Below are 21,801 nucleotides of genomic sequence, written 5' to 3'. Positions count from 1 at the left end.
CCCTTGCGAGGGTTACGCTGCTCGGCATGAGCAGCGCCGAGGACGTGCGCCAAGTAGTCGGCCTGGCCGTCACCACCATGCGCCAGGGCACCGACCCCGAGGCATGGCAGGCCAAGGCGGGCAGCCTCGACTGGACGTGCTGGGAGACGGCCGAGCACGTGGCCAACGTGCTGTTCAGCTACGCCCTGAGGTTCGGGCCGGCGAAGCCGTCGGCGGCCGGCCGGGTGCCGTTCCGGCTGCGTGGTGACAGGGATGATGGGCCGCCGACCATCTTTTCCGCCGATCCGGAAGCGGGGCCCGAAAATCTGCTGACCATTCTGGAGGGATGCGGCGGGCTGCTCGCGTCCGTCCGGCGGACGGCCGATCCGACGGCCGTGGCCTTCCACGGTTACGGCGCGTCGGATCCGGAGGGCTTCGCCGCGATGGGTGTCGTCGAGACTCTCGTGCACACCCACGACGTCGCCCAAGGGCTCGGGCTGGAGTGGTCGCCGCCGAGAGGGCCGTGCGAGAAGGTGCTCGGCAGGCTCTTTCCGCACGTGAACGCGGATGGTGACGCCTGGGAGGTGTGCTGTGGGCGACGGGACGCGCCGCCCTCCAGGATCGTCCGCGGCTCACCGAATGGCGCTGGTACGGCTGATCACGCGAGGGTCGCCAGCTCGCTCTCGAAGCGCCGGCGCAGCGCGTCCTTCTGATCCTGCGGCAACCAGCACGCCTCCACCCCCGCCAGCGCCATCGCACGCAACCGCTCGTCCGGCACGCCGACCTGCTCGGACAAGATCCGATACTCGTCGGCCAGCGACGTCGGAAACATCCCCGGATCGTCAGAAGCCGGAATGACGTTCAGCCCCGCCTCCAGCATGGCCGCGATCGACGCCCGCCGCCACGGCCGCCACGACCGCCGCGAGGTGGTGGAGATCACGGTGAACGGCACCTGCTCGTCCCTGACCCGGGCGACGACCTCGTCGTCCTCCAGCACGAAGTAGCCGTGGTCGATCCGGTCGCAGCCGAGCAGGTCGAGGCAGGTGATGGTGTTGGCGGCGACGGGCGCGTGCTCGGAGGAGTGCGCGGTGCGGCGCAGCCCGGCCTCGCCGGCCAGCCGGAAGGCGGCTTCGAAACGTTCGGGCGGCCCGGAGGTCTCCAAATTGTCCAGGCCGATGCCTGCCACGTAGTCGTGGGGGTGGTCCACGACGGTGCGTACCCAGGAGAGCGCCTGCTCGCCGGTCCCGCTGCGGTCGATGGCCGCGATGAGCCTGCCGGACATGCCGAAGTCGCGTTCCGCCATCCTGATGCCCTCGGCGTAGGCCTCGACGACCGTGGCGTAGCCGAGCTTGTCCTGGTGCGGGGTCAGCGCGTCGAAGGAGACTTCGAGGTGCCTGGTGGCGCTGGTGCGGTGGGCGTCCTCGAACGCCTCGTACGTGATGCGGGTGAGGTCGTCGGCGTCGCGCAGCACCTGGAGCACCCAGGAGGAGACCTGGAACAGCGAGTAGGAGACCTCGGGCTCGTCCGCGCTCCTGCCCTGCGGCACGGGGACGCGGGTGTTCAGGTAGAGCGCCGGGTCGGGCGGCAGCGAGTTGACGTCCGCGTAGATGCGTTCAGGGGTGTCGGGCAGATCGAGCTGCTCGCGTCTGGCCAGCTCGGCGAAGGTGGCGGCGCGCACGGTGCCGATGAGGTGGCAGTGCAGGTCGACCTTGGGCATCAGATCGAGGTTCACTTGCCGGCCACCTCCCGGGTGAAGCGCTCGACCCAGGTGTTGCGGGTGTCCACGAGCTGGGCGGGGTCGAGGGTCTTGTAGCCGGCGGCCACCGGGTCCTTGGCCGCCTCGCCCGTCACCTTGGCGACGTCCGCCGGGATCGTGGCCTTCGGGTTGGTGGGCAGGTCGCCGGCGGCCTCGGCCATGGCGCTCTGCGCCTCGGCCGACAGCATGTAGTCGATGAACTTGGCCGCGCCCTGCTGGTTGCGCGCGCCCTTGGTGATCATCGCCCGGTTGGTGGCCATGTAGCGGCCCTTGGCGGGAGCCGTCCAGGCGATCGGCTCGCCGGAGGTGACGAGGTTGGTAGCGAAGCCGCTCAGCGCGTCGGCGGCGACGATCTCGCCCTGCGTCAGCAGGTTCGTGACCTCGGTGGAGGAGGTGTAGAACTGCAGGACGTTCGGCGCCCAGCCGGCCAGTGTCTTCAGCGAGGCGTCGATGTCGTAGGGGCCGCTGCCGTACGTCTCGCCCACCCCGGAGATCATGAGCTGCCCGGCGGTCACCGAGATGTCGGGCAGCGCGACCTTGCCCTTGTTGGCCGCGTCCGCGAACAGCTTCCAGTCGGCGGCCTGCTCCTGGGTGAGCTCCTTGGTGTTGTAGATGATCCCGTTGAGCTGGTGGGTGTAGGCGGGCCCCTCGTAGGAGCCCTCGGTCGCGAACGGCGCGAGCTCCTTCATGTTGGGCACGTCGACCTTCTGGAAGAGGCCGTCCTTCTGGCCGAGCGCGGCGAAGTAGTCGGAGATCAGCACCACGTCCGCCTCGGGCTCGCCCTTGGCGAGCTTCAGCTTCGACAGGCGGTCGGAGTTGGAGCCGGTGTCCAGCTCGACCTTGATCCCGGTCTGCTTGGTGAACGGGGTGACGACCGCCTGCTCGAACTCCTTGACCCCGAAGGGGAAGGTGCTGACGACGATGGTCTGCTGGTCGGCCTGCTCCTGACCGGAGCCGGAGCACCCTGCTGCGGCGAGCACTGTCAGGGCAGCGGCCAGTACGGCACGGCGCGTGAGCATGGGGATGTTCCTTCTTTCAGCGGGGGAGAGGGATCAGGTGGTCGTCGGGCGCGATCACCGTGACGCGTGATCCGGGCTGCGGGGCCGGTCCGCCGCGTACGTCGGCGAGCAGCCTCACGGTGGCGCCCGACGGGTCGGTCACGTCGAGCGAGACCAGCAGGTCGACGCCGCGGAAGGCGACGTCGGCCACCGTCCCCTCCAGGCCGTCGCCCTGCCCGGCGATGGGGCCGGTGATGCGCAGGTGCTCGGGCCGGATGGTCAGCGGGGTGCCGTCGGCGGCGGTGAGGAAGTTCTCGTAGCCGAGGAACTCGGCGACGAAGCGGTCGGCGGGCCGGGGGAAGACCTGCGCGGGGGAGCCCTGCTGGACGATCCTGCCCTCGTTCATGATGACCATCTCGTCGGACATCTCCAGCGCCTCGTCCTGGTCGTGCGTGACGAGGATGACCGTCAGCTCGGTCTCCGCCTGGATGCGCCTGATCTCGGCCCGCATCTGCACGCGCAGCCGCGCGTCGAGGTTGGACAGCGGCTCGTCGAGCAGGAGTAGCCTGGGCTTGATCGCGATCGCCCGCGCCAGGGCGACGCGCTGCTGCTGCCCGCCGGAGAGCTTCTTCGGCTTGCGGTCGGCCAGATGCGCGAGCCCGACCAGTTCGAGCGTCTCCATGACCCGCGCGCGTCTCTCCGCCGCCGGCACCTTGCGCAGCTTGAGCCCGTACCCGACGTTGTCGGCCACCGACATGTGCGGGAACAGCGCGTACGACTGGAAGACCATCCCCAGGTTCCGCTTCTCCGGCGGCGTGCGCGTGCTGTCGGCCCCGTCGATGCGGATCGTCCCCGACGTCGGGGCGGAGTAACCCGCGATCATCCGCAGCGTGGTGGTCTTGCCGCAGCCGCTCGGCCCCAGCAGCGTCGTCAGCTTCCCGGACGGCACGGCGAGGTCGATCCCGTCCACGGCGGTGAAGGAGCCGAACCTCTGGGTGACGTCGATCAGCTCGGCGGCGGCGGTCATTGGTTGATCCCTCCGAAGATCTTGGCGAATCCGACCGTGCGCTCGGCGATCACGGCGATGACCACGGTGGCGGCCAGAATGAGGGTGGAGGCGGCGGCGACCATCGGGTCGTACGACTGCTGCACGTAGTCGAGCATCGTCACCGGCAGCGTCCGGAAGTCGCGGCCCTGCAGCAGGAGCGACAGCGGCACGTTGTTGAACGACGTGACGAGGCTGAGCAGCCCGGCGGAGAAGATCCCCGGACGCAGGACGGGCAGCGTCACGTTGAAGAACGCGCGCAGCGGCGAGGCGCCGAGCCCCCGGGCGGCCTCCTCCAGCCCTGGGTCGGCCAGCGCGAGCGAGGCGCCGGTCACGCGCACCGCGTACGGCAGCATCAGCGCGGTGTGCCCCACCAGCAGGGTGCTGAAGTTGTCCAGGTCCAGGCCGATCATGAGCTGCTGGAACAGCGCGAGGCCGACGACCAGCTCGGGCACGATGAGCGGCGACAGGAACAGCCCCTCGACCAGGCCCTTGCCGGGCAGCTTGCCCCGGTGGACGGCGAGCGTGGCGGGCACGCCGATCAGCAGCGCCAGCACGGTGGCGAGCAGGGCGAGCTCCAGGCTGGAGAGCGCGGCCTCCATGAACGGCTCGTAGCCGAGCGCCTCGCCGAACCAGCGCACGGAGATCCCGTCGGGCGGGAAGCGCAGCGTGCTGCCCGCGGTGAAGGCGGTGGCGACGACGAAGATGATCGGCACGATCATGATGACGTAGCCGATGACCGCGAGCGCCGCCGTGATCGGCCGCTTCATGAGGTGGCCCCTCTCCGCCCGATCAGCGAGGACAGCCCGGAGACCAGGAAGACCAGGACCGTCATGATGAGCGCCGTCGCCGAGGCGGAGGCCCAGTCGATCGTGGTGCTGGCGTAGTTGAAGAGCTGCGTGGACAACATCCGCTGGCTGGACCCGCCGAGCAGGTAGGGCGTCGTGTACGCGGTGACGGACCCGGCGAAGACCAGGGTGGCGGCCACGACGATGCCCGGCATGGTCAGCGGGATGACGACGTTCCACATCGTCCGGATCCGGCCGGCGCCGAGCCCGCGCGAGGCGTCGTCCAGGCCGGGATCGACCTGGGCGACGGCGGAGTAGCAGGAGATGATGGCCAGCGGCAGGAAGAGCTGGGTGAGACCGAGGACGATCGCCAGCTTGGTGTAGAGCAGTTGTGGCGCCACGTCGACGATCCCGAGCTCGACGAGCAACCGGCCGAGTGCTCCCTTGGAGCCGAGGATGACGAGCCAGCCGAACGTGCGTACGACGTTGCTCAGCATCAGTGGGAAGATCGCCACTGCCAGGAAGACCCCGCTCCAGCGGGACGAGGAGCGGGCGAGCCAGTAGGCGATGGGAAAGCCGAGGACCACACAGATGACCGTGACAGCCAGGGCGAGCCCGACCGTGCGTCCGATCACCTCGAGGTCGTAGGGATCCGTGAGCATCTCGCCCAGCCGCGCGAAGATCTCGCCGGTCCGCACGTCCGGCGGCGCGAAGATCATCGCGGCGGAGGGGATGAGGAAGCCGGCGAGGAGAAGGACGAGACCGGGCACCAGCAGGAGGGCCGATTTGCGGGAGATGTCGGCGTCCTTTCTCGGTGGCGTACGCTGAGTGGAACCGGTTGCGGAACCGGTTGCATCGCCCTGACCATAGATTATGAGAGGCCTGCCGCACAAACCTCTGTGTTAACCGCATGTAACGACTCAAGGAGCACAAGTGCCGACACTGGCGGACGTCGCCGCGCTGGCCGGGGTTTCCAAGGCGACGGCCTCCCGCGCACTCAGCCGGCCGGATCTGGCCGCGCCGGAGACGGTGGCCCGCGTCCGCGCAGCCGCCGAGCAGCTCGGGTTCGTGCCCAACAGGGCCGCCACGCAGCTCGCCGGAGGCAAGACCGGCGTGGTCGCCGTCGTGGTGCCCACGCTCGACAACACCTTCTTCACCCCCATCATCGGCGGCGCCCAGGCGCGCGCGGCCGAGTCGGGCACGCAGCTCACCATCGCGGTGCACTCGCTGGAGCACGCGGCCCAGCTCGCCGCCGTCGAGCAGCTCTCGCGCCAGGTAGACGGGTTCCTGCTCACCGCGCCCCGGGGCTCGGACGAGATCGTGCGGGCCGCGGCGTCGTACAAGCCGACCGTGCTCATCGACCGCGAGATCGACGGCATGACCTCGGTGGTCGCCGACACGGCCACCGCCTTCGGCGCGCTCGTCACCTGGCTCACAGGCAAGGGCCACGAGCGCATCGTCTACCTCGGCGGCCCGGCGGGCTCTTGGCAGGACCGCCAGCGCCAGGCCGCCATCCTGGCCGCGGCCGAGCCGGGCGGGGCGCAGCTCACCATGCTCGGCCCCTTCCCCTCGACGTTCGCCGCCGGGGTCGAGTCGGCGCAGGCCGTGGTGGCGGCCCGCGCGACCGCCGTGGTGCCCTACTCCACCTCGATCGGCCTCGGCCTCATGTTCGCCCTGCTCCACCGGGGGATCCGAGACGTGGTGGTCAGCTCGGAGCGCATGGTGGTCGAGAGCCTCGGGCTGACCGGCGTCCCCTCGATCGACGTGGACGGTGACAAGCTCGGTGCGGTCGCCATGGGGCGGCTGATGACGCTGCTCGGTGAGCGTGGGGAGGCGCCGCCGTCCCCGACGACGAGCCGCCTCGCCGTCCCGATCTCCTAGGCGCCGGTGAAGGTGGCGTGCAGCGCCTTGGCCTCGGCTTCCGTGAGCAGGGCGCGGGCCGACAGCCAGGCTGCGGCGCCCGCCGCGTCCAGCGCGGTCGTGACCGTCTCGCCGGACAGCAGCTCCAGCACGGCCTCCTGTACGGGGCCAGGGGTCGTCAGTACGCTGCCCGCCAGCACCACCGGGCCCGACACGTGCACGCGGCGCAGGCTCGCCACGAGATGCCCGGCGGCTTCGTGGGCGATCTTCATCGCCAGCGGGTCGCCTGCCATGGCGGCCTGGCTGACCAGGGAGGACAGCGCGGCCAGCCGCATGTGGTCGGCCTGGGCGAGGCGGACGATGCGGGAGGCGGCGGCGCGCGGGGTGGCGGGCCGTTCGGCGCCCAGGAAGTGCTGGGCGACCAGGGCGAAAAGCAGTCCGTCCTCGAACAAGGCTGCCACCGGCAGCTCGCGGTCCAGCGCCGCGATCACCGCCTTGGCCGCCCGCCGCCCGATCCAGAACCCGGACCCCACGTCACCGAGCAGCCACCCCAGCGCGTCCCCGACCCGCTCCAGCTCGTACCCCACGACCCGGGCCGCCCCGGCCCCCGTCCCGGACAGCAGCAGTGTGCCGTCGGGTTCCGCGGAGCCGGCGGCGTAGGCGATCGTCAGGTCGCCCTCGTACCGGGGCGGCGCGGCGATCCCGTGCTCGGCCCAGACCCTGGCCAGCTCGGGCACCATCTCGGCGACGTCCCCTGCCATGCCGACCCTGGAGGCGAGCACCCGCGGCCCGCCGCCCGGCGGAAGGGCCACGGACAGGGCCTCGCCGACGGCCGCGGCCGCCTTGCGGAGCCCGTGGGCGGTCGGGTTGCCCGCCCCGGCCCGCGCGTACCCGACCCGGGTGCCGTCCAGCGCGTGCACGGCGACGCGCGTGGAGGTGGCGCCGGCGTCGATGCCGATCACCAGCCCCGGCTCACTCATGACCGGCCGCCCGCGCGCGCCTGGAGAACTGGCGACCGGCCTGGGCTGTGGCGGGCGGGACTAGCGATTGCGTCACGGTCCGAGTCTGGGGGTTGACGCGACCAGGAAGCAAGAATAATTTTCGCCAGAAGACCGAGTATTCGGAAGGAATATTCGTGACTTCAGGAGCGCTCGCGCGCGTCGAAACGGAACTGCCCGGCCTGCCGGAGGCTCTGCGCAGGGTCGGCGAGGTCATCCTCGGAGATCCCGCCGAGGCCGCCCGGTCGACCATCATCGCCCTGGCCGAGCGGGCGGGCAGCTCGCCCGCCACCGTGACCAGGTTCTGCCGGGCCTTCGGGTTCTCCGGGTACGCCGAGCTGCGCGTCGCGCTGGCCACCGAGACGGGCAGGGCGGCGCAGGCCGGGTGGGGCGCCGGCGTCGGGCACGAGATCGGCCCCGACGACCCGCTCGACGCGGCGATCGAGGTCATGGCCGCCGCCGACACCCGGCTCATTCAGGACACCGCCGCCGGGCTCGACCTCGCCGTGCTGACCCAGGTGGCCGACGCCATCGTGGCCGCACCGCGCGTCCTCCTGGTAGGCGTCTCCACCAGCGGGATCGTCGCGAACATGCTGGAGGGCTGGCTGCGCCGCATCGGCATCCCCGGCTGGAGCGCGGGCGACGCGCACGTCGCGCTGTCGGAGGCGGCGCTGATGAAGGCCGGCGACGTGGCCATCGGCATCAGCCACCGGGGACGTACCCGCGAGGTCATGGAGACGCTGGCCGAGGCGAGCAGCCACGGCGCGCTCACCGTCGCCGTCACCTCCTTCGCCCGCTCGCCGCTGGCCGAGCTCGCCGACCTGGTGCTGACCACCGCGAGCAGGGAGACCACGTTCAGGCTCGGCGGGCTGGCCGCCGTGCACTCGCAGCTGTTCGTGCTGGACGCGGTGTACGTGGCGGTCGCCCAGCTCACCTACGAACGTACGAACGAGGCGTTCGAACGCACGATCAGCGCAGTCGAGAGCCATCGGGTGGAGAGGAGCCCATGACGTACGCAACCAAGGTCCTGGATCTGGCGCGCCAGGTCGCGGAGAGCCAGGCCGAGCCGGTGAGCCGGGCGGCGGCGCTGCTCGTCACGTCCATCAGGGCAGGCGGCGTCGTAAACGCTTTCGGTTCGGGGCATTCCGAGGCCATCGCCATGGAGATCGCCGGCCGGGCGGGCGGCCTCGTCCCGAGCAACCGCCTGAGCCCCAGGGACCTCGTGCTGTACGGCGGGCAGCCGCCGGGCGTGCTCACCCCGGAGCTGGAGCGGGACCCGGCGGTCGCCCGGCAGATCTACGACCTGGCGCCGGTCGAGCCGGACGACGTGTTCGTGCTCGTGTCGAGCTCCGGCGTGAACGGCACCGTCGTCGAGCTGGCCAAGATCGTCAAGGACGGCGGCCACCCGCTGATCGCGATCACCTCGGTCGAGCACAGCACCCGCATGACCTCCCGCCACCCGTCGGGCGGCAAGCTGCTCGACCTGGCGGACGTCGTGCTCGACAACGGCGCGCCGTACGGCGACGCCATCCTCGACCTGCCCGGCGGCGGCAGTTACGGTGCGGTATCCACCATCACCTCAGCGTTGCTGGCGCAACTGGTGGTCACCGAGGCGGTGGACGCCCTCGTCGCGCTCGGCGAGACGCCGCCCATCTACCTGTCGGTCAACGTGACCGGCGGAGACGAGCACAACAAGGCCCTGGAAGCCCGCTACGCAGGGCGCATCAGACGCGGAAAATGAAAGGTCAGGAGTAGTCACCATGCCTAACACCCCCCATATCAGCCGGCGCGAACTCCTGCGCGGCGCCGCCCTCGTGCCCGTCGCGGGCGCGCTCGCCGCGTGCGCCACGCCGGCGGCCCCGCCGGCCGCCACGAGCTCGGCGGCCCCGGCCGCGACCAGCGCGGCCAACCCGTTCGGCGTGGACGCCAAGAAGCCGCTGGAGGTCTGGATCTTCGACGGCGGCTTCGGCCAGCAGTACGCCACCGACATTCACCAGCCGCTGTTCAAGAGCAAGTACGCCGGCATCGAGGTCAAGCACAACTCGACCAAGGAGATCACGAAGGTTCTCCAGCCGCGCTTCGCCGGCGGCAACCCGCCCGAGGTCATCGACAACTCCGGCGCCAACAAGATGGACTTCGGCGCCCTCGCCCAGGACGGCCAGCTCGCCGACCTGGGCCCGCTGCTCGACGCCCCCTCCTGGGACGACCCCGGCGTCAAGGTGCGCGACACCATCGACCCGTCCGTCATCGAGATCGGCACCTACGACGGCAAGTTCAGCGTCGTCGGCTACGTCAACTACATCCACGGCATCTGGTACTCGCAGAAGGTCTTCAAGGACAACGGCTGGGAGATCCCCAAGACCTGGGACGAGTTCCTGGCCCTGTGCGAGACCATCAAGAAGTCCGGCAAGATGGCGCCTTTCACCTACGCCGGCAAGCACCCGCAGTACGCCTACGAGCCGCTGCTCACCATGGCCGCGAAGATCGGCGGCAAGGAGGTGCTGGTCAACCTCGACAACCTGGAGGACGGCGCCTGGAAGCAGGAGGCCATCAAGACCGCGGCCGAGAACATGGCCGAGATCGGCTCCAAGTACCTCCTCCAGGGCACCGCCGGCCTCGACCACGTACAGACGCAGACCGCGCAGAACAAGTACCAGGTCGCGATGCTCCCGTGCGGGTCCTGGCTGGAGAACGAGCAGAAGTCGACCACGCCCGAGGGCTTCGACTACGCGATGTTCCCCATCCCGGACATCACCGGCTCCGACGCGATGCCGTACGGCACGCTGCACACCCAGCCGGGCGAGGAGTTCATGGTCTCCGCCAAGAGCGCCCACCCGCAGGCGGGCATGGAGTACCTGCGGGCCATGCTTTCCAAGAAGGCGGCCGGCGAGTTCAGCACCCTGGTCAAGACCGTCACCGTGGTCAAGGGCGCCAGCGACGGCCTGACCATCTCGTCCGGCGTGACCAGCGCCTCCGCGGCGGTCGCGGCGGCGGGCGCCAACACCGTCTACTACCGCGCCTTCGCCTGGTACGGCCCCCTCAACGACGAGGCCAAGGCCGCCACCGGCGAGCTGATGACCGGCGGCCTCACCCCTGACGCCTACCTCGAGCGCATGCAGAAGAAGGCCGACGAGATCAAGAGCGACTCCTCGATCAAGAAATACAAGCGCTGATGCTCTTCAACAGATATCGCCGTGGGCTGTTCATCGCCTCGTTCCTGGCAGCCCCGGTGATTCTCTACGTCATCTACGTGATCTCGCCGAACATCCAGGCGTTCTACATGGCGATGACCGACTGGCGCGGCGTGTCCGCCACGCCCAACTTCATCGGCCTGGACAACTTCCAGCGGGTGCTCGGCGACAGCGTCTTCTGGAAGGCCGTCACCCACAACCTCGGCCTGCTGGTGCTGCTGCCGGCGATCACCATCATCATCGCCCTGTTCTTCGCCTACCTGCTCAATCTGGGCGGCGACAGGGGAGTGTCGGGGATCCGCGGGTCCACCTTCTACCGGGTGGTCTTCTTCTTCCCGCAGGTCCTCGCGGTCACCATCGTGGCCGTCCTGTTCCAGCAGGTGTTCAGGCCCGACGGCAGCGGCATGCTGAACGGGCCGCTGATGGCGCTGGGCCTCGAACCGGTCGGATTCCTGTCCAACTCCGGCATCGCGTTCTGGTCGGTGCTCGGCGTCCTCGTCTGGCAGGCCGTCGGCTTCTACGTCGTGCTCTTCTCGGCCGGACTGGCGGGCATCCCGAGGGACGTGTTCGAGGCCGCGCAGATCGACGGGGCCAGCCGGTTCACCCTGTTCTTCCGCATCACGCTCCCGCTGCTGTGGGACACCGTCCAGGTCGCCTGGGTCTATCTGGGCATCCTGGCCATGGACGCCTTTGCGATCGTCTGGGTGATGACCCTCCAGCAGGGCGGCCCCGACTGGTCGACCACGGTCATGGCGGCCGAGATCTACCGGAACGCCTTCGGGTACTTCCGCTTCGGATACGCCTCCGCCCTCGGCGTGGTGATGTTCCTCTTCACGGTGGGCTTCGCGATCCTTTCGCTGCGCCTGTCGCGGCGCGAACGAATCGAGTACTGAAAGATGGCAACGACAACCCCAGTGGCGCCCGCGGGGACGCCGTCGAGGAGCGCCGCCCGCGCGGAGCGCAAACGGCGGCTCGGTCCGCTGGGTGTGCTGACGCACGCCACGCTGGCGATCTGGACCCTCCTCGTGATGGTGCCGATCATCTGGACGTTCCTGGCCTCGGTCAAGAGCGAGGACGAGATCTTCGGCGCCGCCTGGTCGCTGCCGTCCACGCTGCACTGGGACAACTTCGCCAGGGCCTGGGAGCAGGCGCGCATCGGCCAGTACATGCTCAACAGCGTGATCATCGTCTCGTTCAGCACGTTCGGCACGATGCTGATCGGGTCGATGGCGGCGTACGTGCTGGCGAGGTATCCCTTCCGCGGCAACCGTGTGATCTACATGGTGTTCGTCGCGGGCATGGCCTTCCCGTTCTTCCTGGCGCTGAGCCCGCTGTTCTTCGTGGTGCAGAACATGGGGTCGGTGCCGGTGATCGGGCCGTTCATCGGGCTGAACACGTACGCGGGGACGATTCTGGTCTACATCGCGTACTCGATGCCGTTCACGATCTTCTTCTTGTCGGCCTTCTTCCGTACCTTGCCCACCGGTGTCGCGGAGGCGGCGATGGTGGACGGGGCCTCGCACACCCGGGTGTTCTTCCAGATCATGCTGCCGATGGCGAAGCCGGGCATCATCAGCATCACGATCTTCAACATCCTGGGGCAGTGGAACCAGTACCAGAAACCGCTCATCCTGCTGCAGGACCGCGAGAAATGGGTGCTCACGCAGGGCATCGCCGACATCTCCACCGCGGCCGGGTACGACGCCGACTGGGCGGCCCTGTTCGCCGCCCTGACCCTGGCCATCCTGCCGATGCTGGTCGTCTACACCGTCTTCCAGCGCCAGATCCAGTCCGGGCTCACGGCCGGGGCCCTGAAGTGACTCGTGCGCCGGGGCCGGTCCGGCCTCGCTTCCCTTCGCCCTGCCTCGCCCTGCCTCGCCCCGCCCTGCCTCGCCCCGCCCTGCCTCGCCCCGCCCTGCCTCGCCCCGCCCTGCCTCGCCCCGCCCCGCCCTGCCTCGCCCTGCCTCGCCCTGCCTCGCCCTGCCCCGCCTCGCCTCGCCCCGCCCCGCCTCGCCCCGCCTCGCCCGCGAGAGTGCTGTAGTGGCTTGTGCGCCGGGGCGGGTCTGGCCTCACCTCGCGAGAGAGCCGAAGTGACTCGTGCGCCTGAGCGGGCCCGGCTTCACCCCGCAAGCGCGCCGAAATGGCTCGCATGCCGGACTTCACCGGCTTAGGGTGCGGAGTGTGACTGGCGACATCCGCGCGTTGCTGGCCCGCCACCTACCCGACTACCGGGTCCGTTCCGTCAGCCGGCTCGGCCACGGCCTCGACAACTTCGTGTACGAGGTCAACGACGAGCTGCTCGTACGACGGAGCAGAGTGGCGGACCCCCAGGCCAACCGGCAGGAGGTCGCCCGCCTGGCGGCCGTCAGAGAACTCTCCCCACTCCCGGTCCCCGAAGTCGTCTTCGCCGACGACGAGACCGGCACCATCGCCTACCGCAAACTCCCCGGCACCCCCCTCAACCAGCACCGCAACGGCAACCTCACCCCCGCCGCCCTGGCGGAACCACTGGGCGCCTTCCTCAGCGCCATCCACGGCGCCATCCCCGGCACCATGCGCGACCTGGCCCCCCTCGACGTCTACCCCGCCCCCACGCTCCTCCAGGACGCCGAACTCGACTACCGCGACGTGGAACAACACGTCCCCGAAGCCCAGCGCCCACTGGTGGAGCGCTTCCTGCACGACGACCCACCCGACGAACCCCCCTCCCTGCGCTTCTGCCACAACGACCTCGGCGCCGAACACGTCCTGGTGGACCCCGCCACCAGCACCATCACCGGCATCATCGACTGGACGGACGCCGCCATCACGGACCCAGCCCACGACTTCGCGCTGCTCTACCGCGACCTCGGCCCGCAGGTCTTCGAGCTGACCCTGGAGCACTACGAGTTCACGGTGACGGGGGAGGACCGGGAGCGGATCCTGTTCTACGCACGGTGCGCGCTGATCGAGGACCTGGCGTACGGCCTGAGCACCGGCCCCCGCCACTACGCCGACGCCGCCCTCGCCCACCTGCCCTGGACCTTCGCCCCTTGATTCGCGTAGGTGGCCGGCCGTTGGGATCCGCCCCAAAGGTCCTCGTCCCCTGGGACGCGCCTGCGGCGCGCAAGGTCATCACAAGCCGGCGCTTCGCGCCTCGGGGCTCAGCCGTTTCTCCCAGTCGGGGCCAGCCCCGACCCCTGTAGGTCTTCGCTTCGCTCAGGCGCCCCATACAAACCCGCGCTCGCGCCCGCGCGGATCCATCGACTGGCACGTGGAGATGCCGTTCAGCCTTGGCCGCAAGCCTTGGCCGCAGAAGCCGCTCATGGTTTCCCTGCCTCGAATCCCGCAACCGCCGGTCGTTCCAGCCCGATGCGCTCCGCCAGCTCCGTTTGGCTCAGCCTCGACTGCTCCCGCCGCAGCCTGACGGCCACACCCAGCTCGAACCGGATCCTGGCCGCTTCATACGCCGCTCCGGCCCCCGGACGGCTCATGACCTCGGATCTCTTCTCAGCCCAAGTCCTACGCTCTCCCACTTCGCTCACTCCTCACCAGCAGAGTGTCCCGCTGCACACGCACGATTCGGCCGAGTCGCGCATCCACCGCCTACGGAGGTCAGGGCGCGATGGTTGCGGACCGTCACCAGCTAACGGCCCACAACGCAAGGTAGTCCTACTCGCCGATGCCCGCCGTCCAGTTCCCCCGCCGCAGGCTGATCACCCCCGCCGGGCTGACGGCCACCTTCGCACCGCGAATCGGCAGCTCACCCTCCCTGAGCCACTGCTCCCGCACCCGATCCAGCAGGTCATGAAGCCGGCGCGGCCCACCCTGATGGACGACCACCTTCCCGTCACGCTCCTCGGCCCGAACCCACGACCCGTCCTCATGAGCCATGAGCGCGACCCGATCGGCCTTGTCGTCGTAGGTGATGAACCGATGCTCGATCCCCGGCGCGAGCAGCTCCATCATCGTGTCCACGTCCCAAGCCTCGACCACGTCCATCACCGGGTACGGGCTGGCCTCCACCTGCTCCCCGTCCTCCACGCGAGCCCGGGCGAGGACGGCGAGCAGCTCGCCGCGAGCCGGATAGTCGGCGCCGGACCGGGTGCGCATGAACCCGGCACGATCCCACTCGACCCGGCCGACCGCCCCGCCGTCCTCCTGCTTGTCGGCGGTGATGATCAGGCTCGTGCCGGCGATCGTCGTCACCAGCCGCCCGCCCGTCCGCAGCCCGTGCAGCCAGGACGCGGGGATCGGCTTCACCCCCACGGTGGCGACGATCCGGTCCCCTTCCCAGTCGATCGGGCCGGTGGCGTCCGCCGTCAGAAAGGCCGGGTGGTAGCCCAACTCGTCCAGCCGCCGGTCGGCAGCCTCTGTGAGGTACGGCTCCACGTCGATCGCCGTGACCCGCGCATGCCCGAGGCGGGCGCACAGGAGGGCCGTGCCGTAGCCGGTGCCGGTGCCCACGTCCAGGACGACGGACCGGTCGTCGAGCGAAGCATGCCGGTACATGCTCACGAGCAGGCCGGGCAGTGTGCTCGACGACGTAGGCGATCCATGGAGGAGGGCGCCGGGGCCGGCGTGGTCGGCGTGGACGCCGGAGACCCGGGTGACGAGGGTCCAGTCGCGGTAGGCGGCGGCCAGCCATCGTTCGTGGTCGTCGCTGCCGACGCGTAGCTTCCACCCGTCCGGCGTGCTCGCCCACCAGCGGGGGACGAACGGGTGGCGTGGGGTGCGGGCGACCGGTTCGCGCCATCGCGAGCCGGGCGGGGTCATCGTGCCGGCGAGGTGGCGCGCTCGGTCTCTCCAGGAGTGCATGGGCGAATCTTCGCTCGCCGCGTCCGTGCTGGTCACCGGTTTCCCTCCGAGGGGAGGCGAGGGGCGGGAACGGGCAGCACGAGGGCGTTGCCTTCGCAGGTGGTTTCGGCCGGTTTGCAGTCGTTGCTGTCTGACGACGGTTTGCAGCCGCTGTCTCGTCGGCGAGGCACTCGCGCGAGCAACTCGTGCCAAGCCGGACCGTCGAGGAGGTCGCCCAGCGGGGTGGTGTGGACGTTCCCGGCGGAGGGCAGGAAGCGGGACAGGACGCACATGCGTACGTCGCCGTCCCAGGAGACGGCGGCGCGGCCGTCGCCGCACTGGCCGCACAGCTCACCGACGTCCGGCTCCTTACTTAGGTGACCGGTGGCGCGGCCGACCGCGCGGACCCGGTCCACGGGGCCGACGCGGGGCAGGCCGAGTGCGATCATCTCGGCGCGTGCCTCGTGGGCGCGCTGACCCTTCTCGCCGAGATCGACGACGGCGACCTTGAGCGGGATGGAGCGCTCCAGCGCGGCCACGATGTTGGCGCGAGTCTGGGCGTGGCTGCCCTCGCGGCCAGTGACCTTGTCGTGTTCTGCGGACATGTCGCTGTAGTACGACGTCGCCAGCGTCACGTTCGGGTGCGAGTACAGCTCCCATAGAGGGGTGGTGACGCGGATCAGGTTGGAGTACACCTGCACGCGTAGCCCCACGCCGAGAGCGTGCTCGGCCAGGCGAACGAAGTCCGGGTGCAGGGTCGCCTCGCCGCCGATGAACTGGACCGTCGTGATGCCTGCGGCGGGGGCGGTGTCGATGAGGTGCTCCCAGTCAGCGCGGGTCATCGTGCCGTGGCCCTTGGTGGGGCCGGCGTCGGCGTAGCAGAGGCTGGGGCATCGCATCTGGCATCGCTGGGTGAGTTCCAGTTCGAGGAACCATACGGGGGCCAGGCCGAACCTGGTCGGAATGGCGGGGGCAGCCGTCATGATGGTGATCTTCCGTGAGGGCGGTGTCATTGGCGCGGGCCGGTGCGGTTCCGCAGGGGTAGCGTTGCCTGTACGGTCGGTAACCACCAGGTGTGAAGTGTCCGCTGAGTGTCCGCTGGCGCCGCCGCACACGAGAGGGAGTGCCGCATGGGCAGGGAAGGGTTCGGCGAGGCGCTGCGACGTCTGCGCCTGCGCGCCGGCCTGTCCGTGCGTGAGGTCGCTCGCCGGGCGACCTGCGGCAAGAGCTACGTTTCCGACCTTGAACACGGCCGACGGTGCGCTCCCAGCATGCCTGTGGTCCAGGCACTCGACCAGGCGGTGCACGCGCATGGGGAACTCGTCCTTCGCGCCGGCGGCTCGGTTGCTAACCTCGCGAATGATGCGTGTACCGCCGGTTCCGATGCATTGGGGAAGGACGCGGACGAGGTGCGACGCCGCGGGTTCGTCGGGCTCACCGGGGCTGCGTTGTTCGACGCGGTCCTGGGCGCCTGCGATGACCCGGCCCGAGCCGGTGGCGCGATCGACGCCCTCGCCGGCGTTCTCGTCGATCATTCTCCGTCGTCTGACAGCCCCGTAGACCTTCCGTCCCTGGACCATGCGGTGGGGGCGGCCAAGCGGAACTACCAGGCCTGCCGCTACTTCCAGGTGATCAACGGGCTGCCGGTGCTCTTACGCGATCTACGCGTCGCCTGCACCGTCCTGGAAGGTGACGCCCGGCTGCGCGCGTACGCTCTCTCGGCGGAGGCGTATCACGCCGCCGCCTCGGTCCTGCTCAAGCAGGAGGACAAGGGGCTGGCGTGGCTGGCCGCGGACCGGAGCGTGCGGATGGCGCGAGCCAGTCAGAACCCGCTCGTGATCGGGTCGAGCGCTCGCATCATCACCCACGCCCTCATGGACGGCGGACATCACCGCACCGCCGCCGACGTGGCGCGCAAGGCCGCCCTGCGTATGGACGCCGCACTGGCCGACCCATCCCCGGACGACCTCTCCGTCTACGGGACGCTCCTCCTGCGCGGCGCCATCGCCGCCGCGCACAGCGGCGAACGGCACGTGACCGCCGAACTCCTGGACGAGGCCGCGGACGCCGGCGCCCGGCTCGGGCACGACGGGAACCACATGTGGACGGCGTTCGGGCCCAACAACGTCCTGTGCCATCGCGTGCACATCGCCGTCCGTCTGGGCGACGCCGGTACGGCCATCGAGTACGCCCGCCGAGTCGAGATCGGCAACTTGCCGGCCGACGAGCGCAGGGCCAGTCTCCTGCTCGACACCTCACGGGCGTTCCTCATGAGGGGACAGCACGAGAGTGCTCTCCACAGCCTGCGTGCCGCCGGTGAGCTGGCACCGCAAGAGGTCGTGGGCCGTGGCGCGCCGCTTCGGCTGGCCGGTGACATCCTGGCCGGCGCGCCACCCGGCCTGCGCCGTGAAGCCCGCGAGTACGCCGCGTCCCTCGGAGCCCGCGCGTGAGCGAGCCTGGCAAGATCCTCACCATCGTGGTGTGCGCGGCCGGCCCGGCCGGAGACGTAGGCCGGCTCGTCGCGCTGGCGCAGGGCGAGGGGTGGACCGTCCAGGTCATCGCCACTCCACCGGCGTTGGGCTTCATCGACGTGCCCCGCCTCGAACAGCAGACGGGCCGCCCCGTCCGTAGCCGGTACCGCAACCCTGGTGAGCCGAGATCACCTCGCGCGGACGCGATCATCGTGGCTCCGGCCACCTACAACACGATCAACAAGTTCGCTCAGGGAACCGCGGACACGTACGCCTTGGGCGTCCTCTCCGAGGCTCCAGGGCTCGGCATCCCTGTCGTCGTCCTGCCCTTCGTCAACAGCGCCCTCGCTTCTCGTGCCCCCTTCCTTCGCAGCGTTGAGTCCCTCCGCTCCGAAGGGGTGCGCGTCCTGCTCGGGCCTGGCATGTTCGAGCCGCACCCGCCGAGCACCGGCGGTGATCGCTTTTCTTCCTACCCCTGGGCACTCGCGCTGAGGGAAATCGCTCGAACCGTCTGACGGCATGCCGCCGCAGCTGATCACAATCTTGACCTGGCGGGCTTCGCCGGGTGCAGGTGCCGCATGATGATCGTCATGGATGACGAGGTAGAGCAGATCAAGATCTGGTTCCGGTTCGTTCCTCGGGAGGGATGGTTCCCGCAAGACACCGAGGGCTTGTGGGCTGACAGGCTCAGTGCGGACGCCGCCCAGGTGAAGAACGTTCCCTTCCTCCTGGACGGCGTGGCCGAGGGGGACGTGGTGCGGTTCCAGACCGACTCGGACGGACTGCACTGGGCCGTTGAGCGGGTCAGCGCCTCGGGAAACTGCACGATCCGCGTCGTCCCCATTCCGAGCGGCCCGCTGGGACGCAGTGCCCACGCGGTGCATCAGCGTTTCGCGCAGTTCGAGCTCGGGGGTGAGACGTTCAGCGAGGACTTCCCCATGGTGGCGCTCAATGCACCCGCCGGCGCCGACTTCACCGGCATCAAGGCGCTTCTGACCTGTGGGCAGGAGAACGGATGGTGGCATTACGAACTTGGTTGTGTCACTGACGAGTGGCGAAACGCCTGATGCGGACGGCCGCCTGGAGGCCGGTGCAAGACGCGACGGATTTGAGAAGACAGGCAATTGCGGCCTGTTGGCATTCTGCGATCTTGTAACGAGGATTCGCGGCGTGCAACACGTGACTTGGAGGGGCATCGCCGCGCTGACGCTCGCTCTCGCGGCAGTGTCCTGCGGCTACGGCAATCCGGTGCCAGGCGGTTTGACGGGGCTGATGGTGAACGCCGATGGGCAGCTCACCATGGTGGCGGCCTGGTGCGGGCGGGCGCCGGATGGAGTGGTGGTCTACCGGCGTGCCGCCGACGAACTTCTCGAGCAGGCCGATGTCAGGGCGCCAGTACTGACCGGCGGCATCGCGTCCATGAACCTGGAGGAGAAGCCTTCCGATTGGTCCCTCCAGGAGGGAAGCCTGAGTTTCGACGAAGGGCAGGTGTACAAGGTCCACGCCTATTCTTCTGAAACTCACGTGAAACTGCTCGGAGCTGAATTCACTACCGAGTCGAAGAAGAAGATCTCACGTGGGCAGGTACTGATTCAGAACCATGCGGGTGCCACCAAGGATGTTCTGCTGACAGAGGATGAGTTCAAGGCGCAGGCAAAATATCTCTGCTGAACGGTGTGGTGCTGCTGCGGGCACAGCGTCAGGGCAAGGGACCACGAAAAGCGTTCGCGATGCCTTCGGCTGGTCTGCTTAGCTCCCTGCCATGACATCGTCCGCCTGGGTAGGAGACCGCGTCCGGCTGCGCGCCAGGGAACCCGAGGACTGGGAGGCGTTCCACGCCTTCGACGAGCACTCCGACGCCGTCAGGAACGGCTGGCGCCTGTCGCCGCCGAAGTCGGCCGCCCGGGCGAGGAAGGAGATGGCCGAACGTGCGGAGCAGGAGCTGGATCTCGACGAGTTCTCCCTCGTGATAGCCGCGAAGCAGGACAACGAGCCGGTGGGGTCGATCAACACGCACGAGGTGGACCGGGTGCACGGCACCTTCTGCTACGGGATCGCCGTCGGGACGCCGCACCACCGCAAGGGGTTCGCGAGCGAGGCCGTCGTCCTGCTTCTGCGGTACATGTTCTTCGAGCGGCGGTTCCAGAAGGCCGAGGCGCGGGTGTACAGCTCCAACGAGGCGTCGCTGGCGCTGCATCGGCGGATCGGGTTCGTGGAGGAGGGCCGCCGGCGCAGGTGTCGCTACGCCAACGGCCGCTACGACGACGAGGTCCTCTTCGGGATGACGGTCGAGGAGTACACGGAGCGTTACGCCTGATGGGTCAGCCCGCCTGGGGGCGGGTGCCGACGGTCCAGACGGGGGTGCCGTCGACGTGGGAGACGCGCCAGCCTCCGGGGGTGCGGACCGTCTCGTAGTGGAAGCGTTCGCTCAGCGTGTACTGGGGTGCCGGGGCGCGTTGTCCCTCCGGGGTGAAGGTGACGATGACGTCGGCTCGGACGGTGGCGTGGTCGCCGTCCACCCGCACGATGGGGTTGTGGACGAAGTGCTGGACGCGGTGGCCGGTGGAGTGGCCGCGGGTGGCCTGGGCGACGACGGCGTCGCGGCCTGAGGCGAGGCCGCCCGGGGTGCGGACGCTGATGTCGTCCGTGAAGACGGAGTGCAGGTCGGCGAAGCGGCTCTCGTCCATGCAGGCGTAGAGGCGGTAGATGAGCTCGGTGACGTCCGTGCGCTGGTCTGTGGTCATGATGTCTCCATAATGTTGGCAGAGCCAATGTTCGTCCGGCTAACGATACTCCGGGATTGTTGGATGCGCCAATGGAGTTGGTAGCCTTGATCGGGTGGAGAGAGCTCAGGACCCGATCCCGCATCGGCTGCGTGGCCTGCCGAGCCGGCTCATCAACGGGGTCGCGATGTCCGCCAACCGGCTCGTCGACCAGGCGCTCGGCGGGGCCGGGCTACGCCGGTACCACTACTCGCTGCTGGCCGCGCTGGAGGAGTTCGGGCCCGCCAGCCAGGCCGCGCTGGGACGGCGTACCGGCATCGACCGCAGCGACATCGTCGCGACCGTGAACGAGCTGGCCGGGCGGGGGCTGGTCGAGCGCAGCCCCGATCCCGACGACCGGCGGCGGAACGTCATCACCGTCACGGCGGCGGGGGTGCGGCAGCTTGAGGAGCTTGACGGGTTGCTGGCCGGGGCGCAGGACGCGTTGCTCGCGTCCCTGACGGCGGGCGAGCGCGAGCAGCTCGTCGGGCTGCTCACGCGGGTGATCGACCACCACACCGCCCCGCATTAGCCCGGGGAGACGGGCTTCCACTCGTGGACGAGGAGCCCGAGCAGCACCTCGTCCAGGAACTCGCCCATCACCCAGGCCGAGGAACGCAGCACACCCTCCCGGACGAAGCCGTTGCGCTCGGCGGCGCGCAGCATGGCGAAGTTGTCGGCCAGCGTCTCGATCTGCAGCCGCCGCAGGCCGCGCACCACGAACCCGTACTGGCACATCACCGCGACGATGTCCGTGCCGTAGCCCTTGCCGCGGGCGGACGGCCGCAGCCCCAGCCCGATGTGCGCGGACCGGTTGTGGGTGTCGATGCCCCACAGCACCGCCGTGCCCACCAGCGTGCCGCCCGCCAGCTCCACCACGGAGAACGGCACGTGCCCCTGATCCTTGTCGTCCACCAGGAGCGGCGAGTCCTTGGAGCCGGGCGTGATCGGACGCCACGGTGTGGCCTGGGCCCGGGAGTGGGTGACCGGGTCGTCGTAGAGCTCGGCTTGCAGGATCGGGATGTCGTCCTCGTGCCGGGCCCTGAGCCCGACCTTGTCGCCCCTCAGCATGCAGGCTTCCTATCCGACCGGACCGGCCGGCGGCAACCGCATAAGACGACCATCCTCAGGGCGTCAGGGGCGGGCAAGGCGGGCGGAGGTGGGCAAGGTGGGCAGG

Annotated in this window: 25 protein-coding genes; 14 read left to right on the top strand and 11 right to left on the bottom strand. The window is 69.6% G+C overall.

Annotation, left to right across the window (positions count from 1 at the left end):
• Positions 1–26 precede the first annotated feature (26 nt).
• Entirely contained in the window at positions 27–692 is a 666-nt protein-coding gene (locus FXF51_RS28565; protein WP_262379899.1) for a hypothetical protein, read from the top strand.
• On the opposite strand, the gene FXF51_RS28560 is transcribed toward FXF51_RS28565, so the two are convergent.
• Genes FXF51_RS28560 through FXF51_RS28540 form a run of 5 tightly spaced genes read right to left on the bottom strand, consistent with a single transcriptional unit; the run spans position 638 to position 5,336 of the window.
• Complete coding sequence (locus FXF51_RS28560; protein ID WP_222871510.1) at positions 638–1,711, bottom strand: adenosine deaminase family protein; 1,074 nt, start codon at positions 1,709–1,711, stop codon at positions 638–640. The genes FXF51_RS28565 and FXF51_RS28560 overlap by 55 nt on opposite strands.
• Entirely contained in the window at positions 1,708–2,754 is a 1,047-nt protein-coding gene (locus FXF51_RS28555; protein WP_148437763.1) for an ABC transporter substrate-binding protein, read from the bottom strand. Before FXF51_RS28555 ends, FXF51_RS28560 begins: the two co-directional genes overlap by 4 nt.
• Positions 2,755–2,770: 16 nt before the next feature.
• Positions 2,771–3,760 (bottom strand): ABC transporter ATP-binding protein, encoded by a 990-nt coding sequence (locus FXF51_RS28550; RefSeq protein ID WP_148437762.1) that lies wholly within the window; start codon positions 3,758–3,760, stop codon positions 2,771–2,773.
• Positions 3,757–4,548, bottom strand: coding sequence for an ABC transporter permease (locus FXF51_RS28545; RefSeq protein ID WP_148437761.1), 792 nt, complete (start codon positions 4,546–4,548; stop codon positions 3,757–3,759). Before FXF51_RS28545 ends, FXF51_RS28550 begins: the two co-directional genes overlap by 4 nt.
• Positions 4,545–5,336, bottom strand: coding sequence for an ABC transporter permease (locus FXF51_RS28540; protein WP_262379898.1), 792 nt, complete (start codon positions 5,334–5,336; stop codon positions 4,545–4,547). Before FXF51_RS28540 ends, FXF51_RS28545 begins: the two co-directional genes overlap by 4 nt.
• A gap of 163 nt (positions 5,337–5,499) precedes the next feature.
• Here FXF51_RS28540 and FXF51_RS28535 point away from each other — a divergent pair, with 163 nt between their 5' ends.
• Positions 5,500–6,447, top strand: a complete 948-nt coding sequence (locus tag FXF51_RS28535; protein WP_148437760.1) for a LacI family DNA-binding transcriptional regulator — start codon at positions 5,500–5,502, stop codon at positions 6,445–6,447.
• Here FXF51_RS28535 and FXF51_RS28530 read toward each other — a convergent pair.
• A complete protein-coding gene (locus FXF51_RS28530; protein WP_148437759.1) occupies positions 6,444–7,406 on the bottom strand; it encodes an N-acetylglucosamine kinase in 963 nt (320 codons plus the stop codon). The genes FXF51_RS28535 and FXF51_RS28530 overlap by 4 nt on opposite strands.
• Before the next feature lie 155 nt (positions 7,407–7,561).
• Between FXF51_RS28530 and FXF51_RS28525 the strand changes: the two genes are divergently transcribed.
• The 6 genes from FXF51_RS28525 to FXF51_RS28500 all read left to right on the top strand — a co-directional run bounded on the left by FXF51_RS28525 (position 7,562) and on the right by FXF51_RS28500 (position 13,651).
• A complete protein-coding gene (locus FXF51_RS28525; protein WP_148437758.1) occupies positions 7,562–8,434 on the top strand; it encodes a MurR/RpiR family transcriptional regulator in 873 nt (290 codons plus the stop codon).
• Positions 8,431–9,165, top strand: a complete 735-nt coding sequence (locus FXF51_RS28520) for a sugar isomerase domain-containing protein (protein ID WP_148437757.1) — start codon at positions 8,431–8,433, stop codon at positions 9,163–9,165. The genes FXF51_RS28525 and FXF51_RS28520 overlap by 4 nt, the downstream gene beginning before the upstream one ends.
• Positions 9,166–9,184: 19 nt before the next feature.
• Positions 9,185–10,597 carry an N-acetylglucosamine/diacetylchitobiose ABC transporter substrate-binding protein gene (ngcE, locus tag FXF51_RS28515; protein ID WP_148437756.1) on the top strand — a complete coding sequence of 471 codons (1,413 nt, stop codon included), beginning with the start codon at positions 9,185–9,187 and terminating at the stop codon, positions 10,595–10,597.
• Positions 10,597–11,508, top strand: a complete 912-nt coding sequence (locus tag FXF51_RS28510; protein ID WP_148437755.1) for a carbohydrate ABC transporter permease — start codon at positions 10,597–10,599, stop codon at positions 11,506–11,508. Before ngcE ends, FXF51_RS28510 begins: the two co-directional genes overlap by 1 nt.
• A 3-nt stretch (positions 11,509–11,511) precedes the next feature.
• Entirely contained in the window at positions 11,512–12,435 is a 924-nt protein-coding gene (locus FXF51_RS28505; RefSeq protein ID WP_148437754.1) for a carbohydrate ABC transporter permease, read from the top strand.
• Between the two features lie 361 nt (positions 12,436–12,796).
• A complete protein-coding gene (locus FXF51_RS28500; protein ID WP_187414614.1) occupies positions 12,797–13,651 on the top strand; it encodes a phosphotransferase family protein in 855 nt (284 codons plus the stop codon).
• 266 nt (positions 13,652–13,917) lie between these two features.
• Here the strand turns inward: FXF51_RS28500 and FXF51_RS28495 are convergent, their stop codons facing one another.
• The 3 genes from FXF51_RS28495 to FXF51_RS28485 all read right to left on the bottom strand — a co-directional run bounded on the left by FXF51_RS28495 (position 13,918) and on the right by FXF51_RS28485 (position 16,374).
• Positions 13,918–14,088 carry a helix-turn-helix domain-containing protein gene (locus FXF51_RS28495; RefSeq protein WP_262379897.1) on the bottom strand — a complete coding sequence of 57 codons (171 nt, stop codon included), beginning with the start codon at positions 14,086–14,088 and terminating at the stop codon, positions 13,918–13,920.
• Positions 14,089–14,266: 178 nt separating this feature from the next.
• Positions 14,267–15,412, bottom strand: coding sequence for a methyltransferase domain-containing protein (locus tag FXF51_RS28490; RefSeq protein WP_148437751.1), 1,146 nt, complete (start codon positions 15,410–15,412; stop codon positions 14,267–14,269).
• Between the two features lie 32 nt (positions 15,413–15,444).
• Positions 15,445–16,374 (bottom strand): radical SAM protein, encoded by a 930-nt coding sequence (locus tag FXF51_RS28485; RefSeq protein ID WP_148437750.1) that lies wholly within the window; start codon positions 16,372–16,374, stop codon positions 15,445–15,447.
• Between the two features lie 147 nt (positions 16,375–16,521).
• Here FXF51_RS28485 and FXF51_RS28480 point away from each other — a divergent pair, with 147 nt between their 5' ends.
• The 5 genes from FXF51_RS28480 (at position 16,522) to FXF51_RS28460 (ending at position 20,179) form a co-directional block, all read left to right on the top strand.
• Positions 16,522–17,841, top strand: a complete 1,320-nt coding sequence (locus tag FXF51_RS28480) for a helix-turn-helix domain-containing protein (RefSeq protein WP_148437749.1) — start codon at positions 16,522–16,524, stop codon at positions 17,839–17,841.
• Complete coding sequence (locus FXF51_RS28475) at positions 17,838–18,377, top strand: flavoprotein (protein ID WP_148437748.1); 540 nt, start codon at positions 17,838–17,840, stop codon at positions 18,375–18,377. Before FXF51_RS28480 ends, FXF51_RS28475 begins: the two co-directional genes overlap by 4 nt.
• A gap of 63 nt (positions 18,378–18,440) precedes the next feature.
• The gene (locus FXF51_RS28470; RefSeq protein WP_148437747.1) at positions 18,441–18,929 is read left to right on the top strand and encodes a DUF4265 domain-containing protein; all 489 of its coding nucleotides are present in this window, start codon (positions 18,441–18,443) and stop codon (positions 18,927–18,929) included.
• Complete coding sequence (locus tag FXF51_RS28465) at positions 18,901–19,533, top strand: hypothetical protein (protein WP_148437746.1); 633 nt, start codon at positions 18,901–18,903, stop codon at positions 19,531–19,533. Before FXF51_RS28470 ends, FXF51_RS28465 begins: the two co-directional genes overlap by 29 nt.
• 91 nt (positions 19,534–19,624) lie before the next feature.
• Positions 19,625–20,179, top strand: coding sequence for a GNAT family N-acetyltransferase (locus tag FXF51_RS28460; protein ID WP_148437745.1), 555 nt, complete (start codon positions 19,625–19,627; stop codon positions 20,177–20,179).
• A gap of 4 nt (positions 20,180–20,183) precedes the next feature.
• Here FXF51_RS28460 and FXF51_RS28455 read toward each other — a convergent pair whose 3' ends face one another.
• Positions 20,184–20,606, bottom strand: coding sequence for a nuclear transport factor 2 family protein (locus tag FXF51_RS28455; RefSeq protein WP_148437744.1), 423 nt, complete (start codon positions 20,604–20,606; stop codon positions 20,184–20,186).
• Between the two features lie 94 nt (positions 20,607–20,700).
• On the opposite strand from FXF51_RS28455, the gene FXF51_RS28450 reads away from it, so the two are divergent.
• Positions 20,701–21,156, top strand: a complete 456-nt coding sequence (locus FXF51_RS28450) for a MarR family winged helix-turn-helix transcriptional regulator (protein WP_222871509.1) — start codon at positions 20,701–20,703, stop codon at positions 21,154–21,156.
• Here FXF51_RS28450 and FXF51_RS28445 read toward each other — a convergent pair.
• The gene (locus FXF51_RS28445; protein WP_148437743.1) at positions 21,153–21,695 is read right to left on the bottom strand and encodes a GNAT family N-acetyltransferase; all 543 of its coding nucleotides are present in this window, start codon (positions 21,693–21,695) and stop codon (positions 21,153–21,155) included. The two genes, FXF51_RS28450 and FXF51_RS28445, sit on opposite strands and share 4 nt — an antisense overlap.
• Between the last annotated feature and the right edge of the window lie 106 nt (positions 21,696–21,801).

This window comes from Nonomuraea sp. PA05 (assembly GCF_008086045.1).
GTDB lineage: Bacteria > Actinomycetota > Actinomycetes > Streptosporangiales > Streptosporangiaceae > Nonomuraea > Nonomuraea monospora.
Note: the sequence above shows the minus strand (reverse complement) of the source record. Positions and strands in the feature narration are given on the sequence as shown.

Coding starts and splice junctions, on each gene's coding strand:
- FXF51_RS28470 (WP_148437747.1), top strand. CDS start 18,441: ATGATGATCGTCATGGATGACGAGGTAGAGCAGATCAAGATCTGGTTC.
- FXF51_RS28520 (WP_148437757.1), top strand. CDS start 8,431: ATGACGTACGCAACCAAGGTCCTGGATCTGGCGCGCCAGGTCGCGGAG.
- FXF51_RS28485 (WP_148437750.1), bottom strand. CDS start 16,374: ATGACGGCTGCCCCCGCCATTCCGACCAGGTTCGGCCTGGCCCCCGTA.
- FXF51_RS28490 (WP_148437751.1), bottom strand. CDS start 15,412: ATGCACTCCTGGAGAGACCGAGCGCGCCACCTCGCCGGCACGATGACC.
- FXF51_RS28460 (WP_148437745.1), top strand. CDS start 19,625: ATGACATCGTCCGCCTGGGTAGGAGACCGCGTCCGGCTGCGCGCCAGG.
- FXF51_RS28565 (WP_262379899.1), top strand. CDS start 27: ATGAGCAGCGCCGAGGACGTGCGCCAAGTAGTCGGCCTGGCCGTCACC.
- FXF51_RS28480 (WP_148437749.1), top strand. CDS start 16,522: ATGGGCAGGGAAGGGTTCGGCGAGGCGCTGCGACGTCTGCGCCTGCGC.
- ngcE (WP_148437756.1), top strand. CDS start 9,185: ATGCCTAACACCCCCCATATCAGCCGGCGCGAACTCCTGCGCGGCGCC.
- FXF51_RS28445 (WP_148437743.1), bottom strand. CDS start 21,695: ATGCTGAGGGGCGACAAGGTCGGGCTCAGGGCCCGGCACGAGGACGAC.
- FXF51_RS28550 (WP_148437762.1), bottom strand. CDS start 3,760: ATGACCGCCGCCGCCGAGCTGATCGACGTCACCCAGAGGTTCGGCTCC.
- FXF51_RS28495 (WP_262379897.1), bottom strand. CDS start 14,088: ATGAGCCGTCCGGGGGCCGGAGCGGCGTATGAAGCGGCCAGGATCCGG.
- FXF51_RS28555 (WP_148437763.1), bottom strand. CDS start 2,754: ATGCTCACGCGCCGTGCCGTACTGGCCGCTGCCCTGACAGTGCTCGCC.
- FXF51_RS28545 (WP_148437761.1), bottom strand. CDS start 4,548: ATGAAGCGGCCGATCACGGCGGCGCTCGCGGTCATCGGCTACGTCATC.
- FXF51_RS28505 (WP_148437754.1), top strand. CDS start 11,512: ATGGCAACGACAACCCCAGTGGCGCCCGCGGGGACGCCGTCGAGGAGC.
- FXF51_RS28455 (WP_148437744.1), bottom strand. CDS start 20,606: ATGACCACAGACCAGCGCACGGACGTCACCGAGCTCATCTACCGCCTC.
- FXF51_RS28510 (WP_148437755.1), top strand. CDS start 10,597: ATGCTCTTCAACAGATATCGCCGTGGGCTGTTCATCGCCTCGTTCCTG.
- FXF51_RS28530 (WP_148437759.1), bottom strand. CDS start 7,406: ATGAGTGAGCCGGGGCTGGTGATCGGCATCGACGCCGGCGCCACCTCC.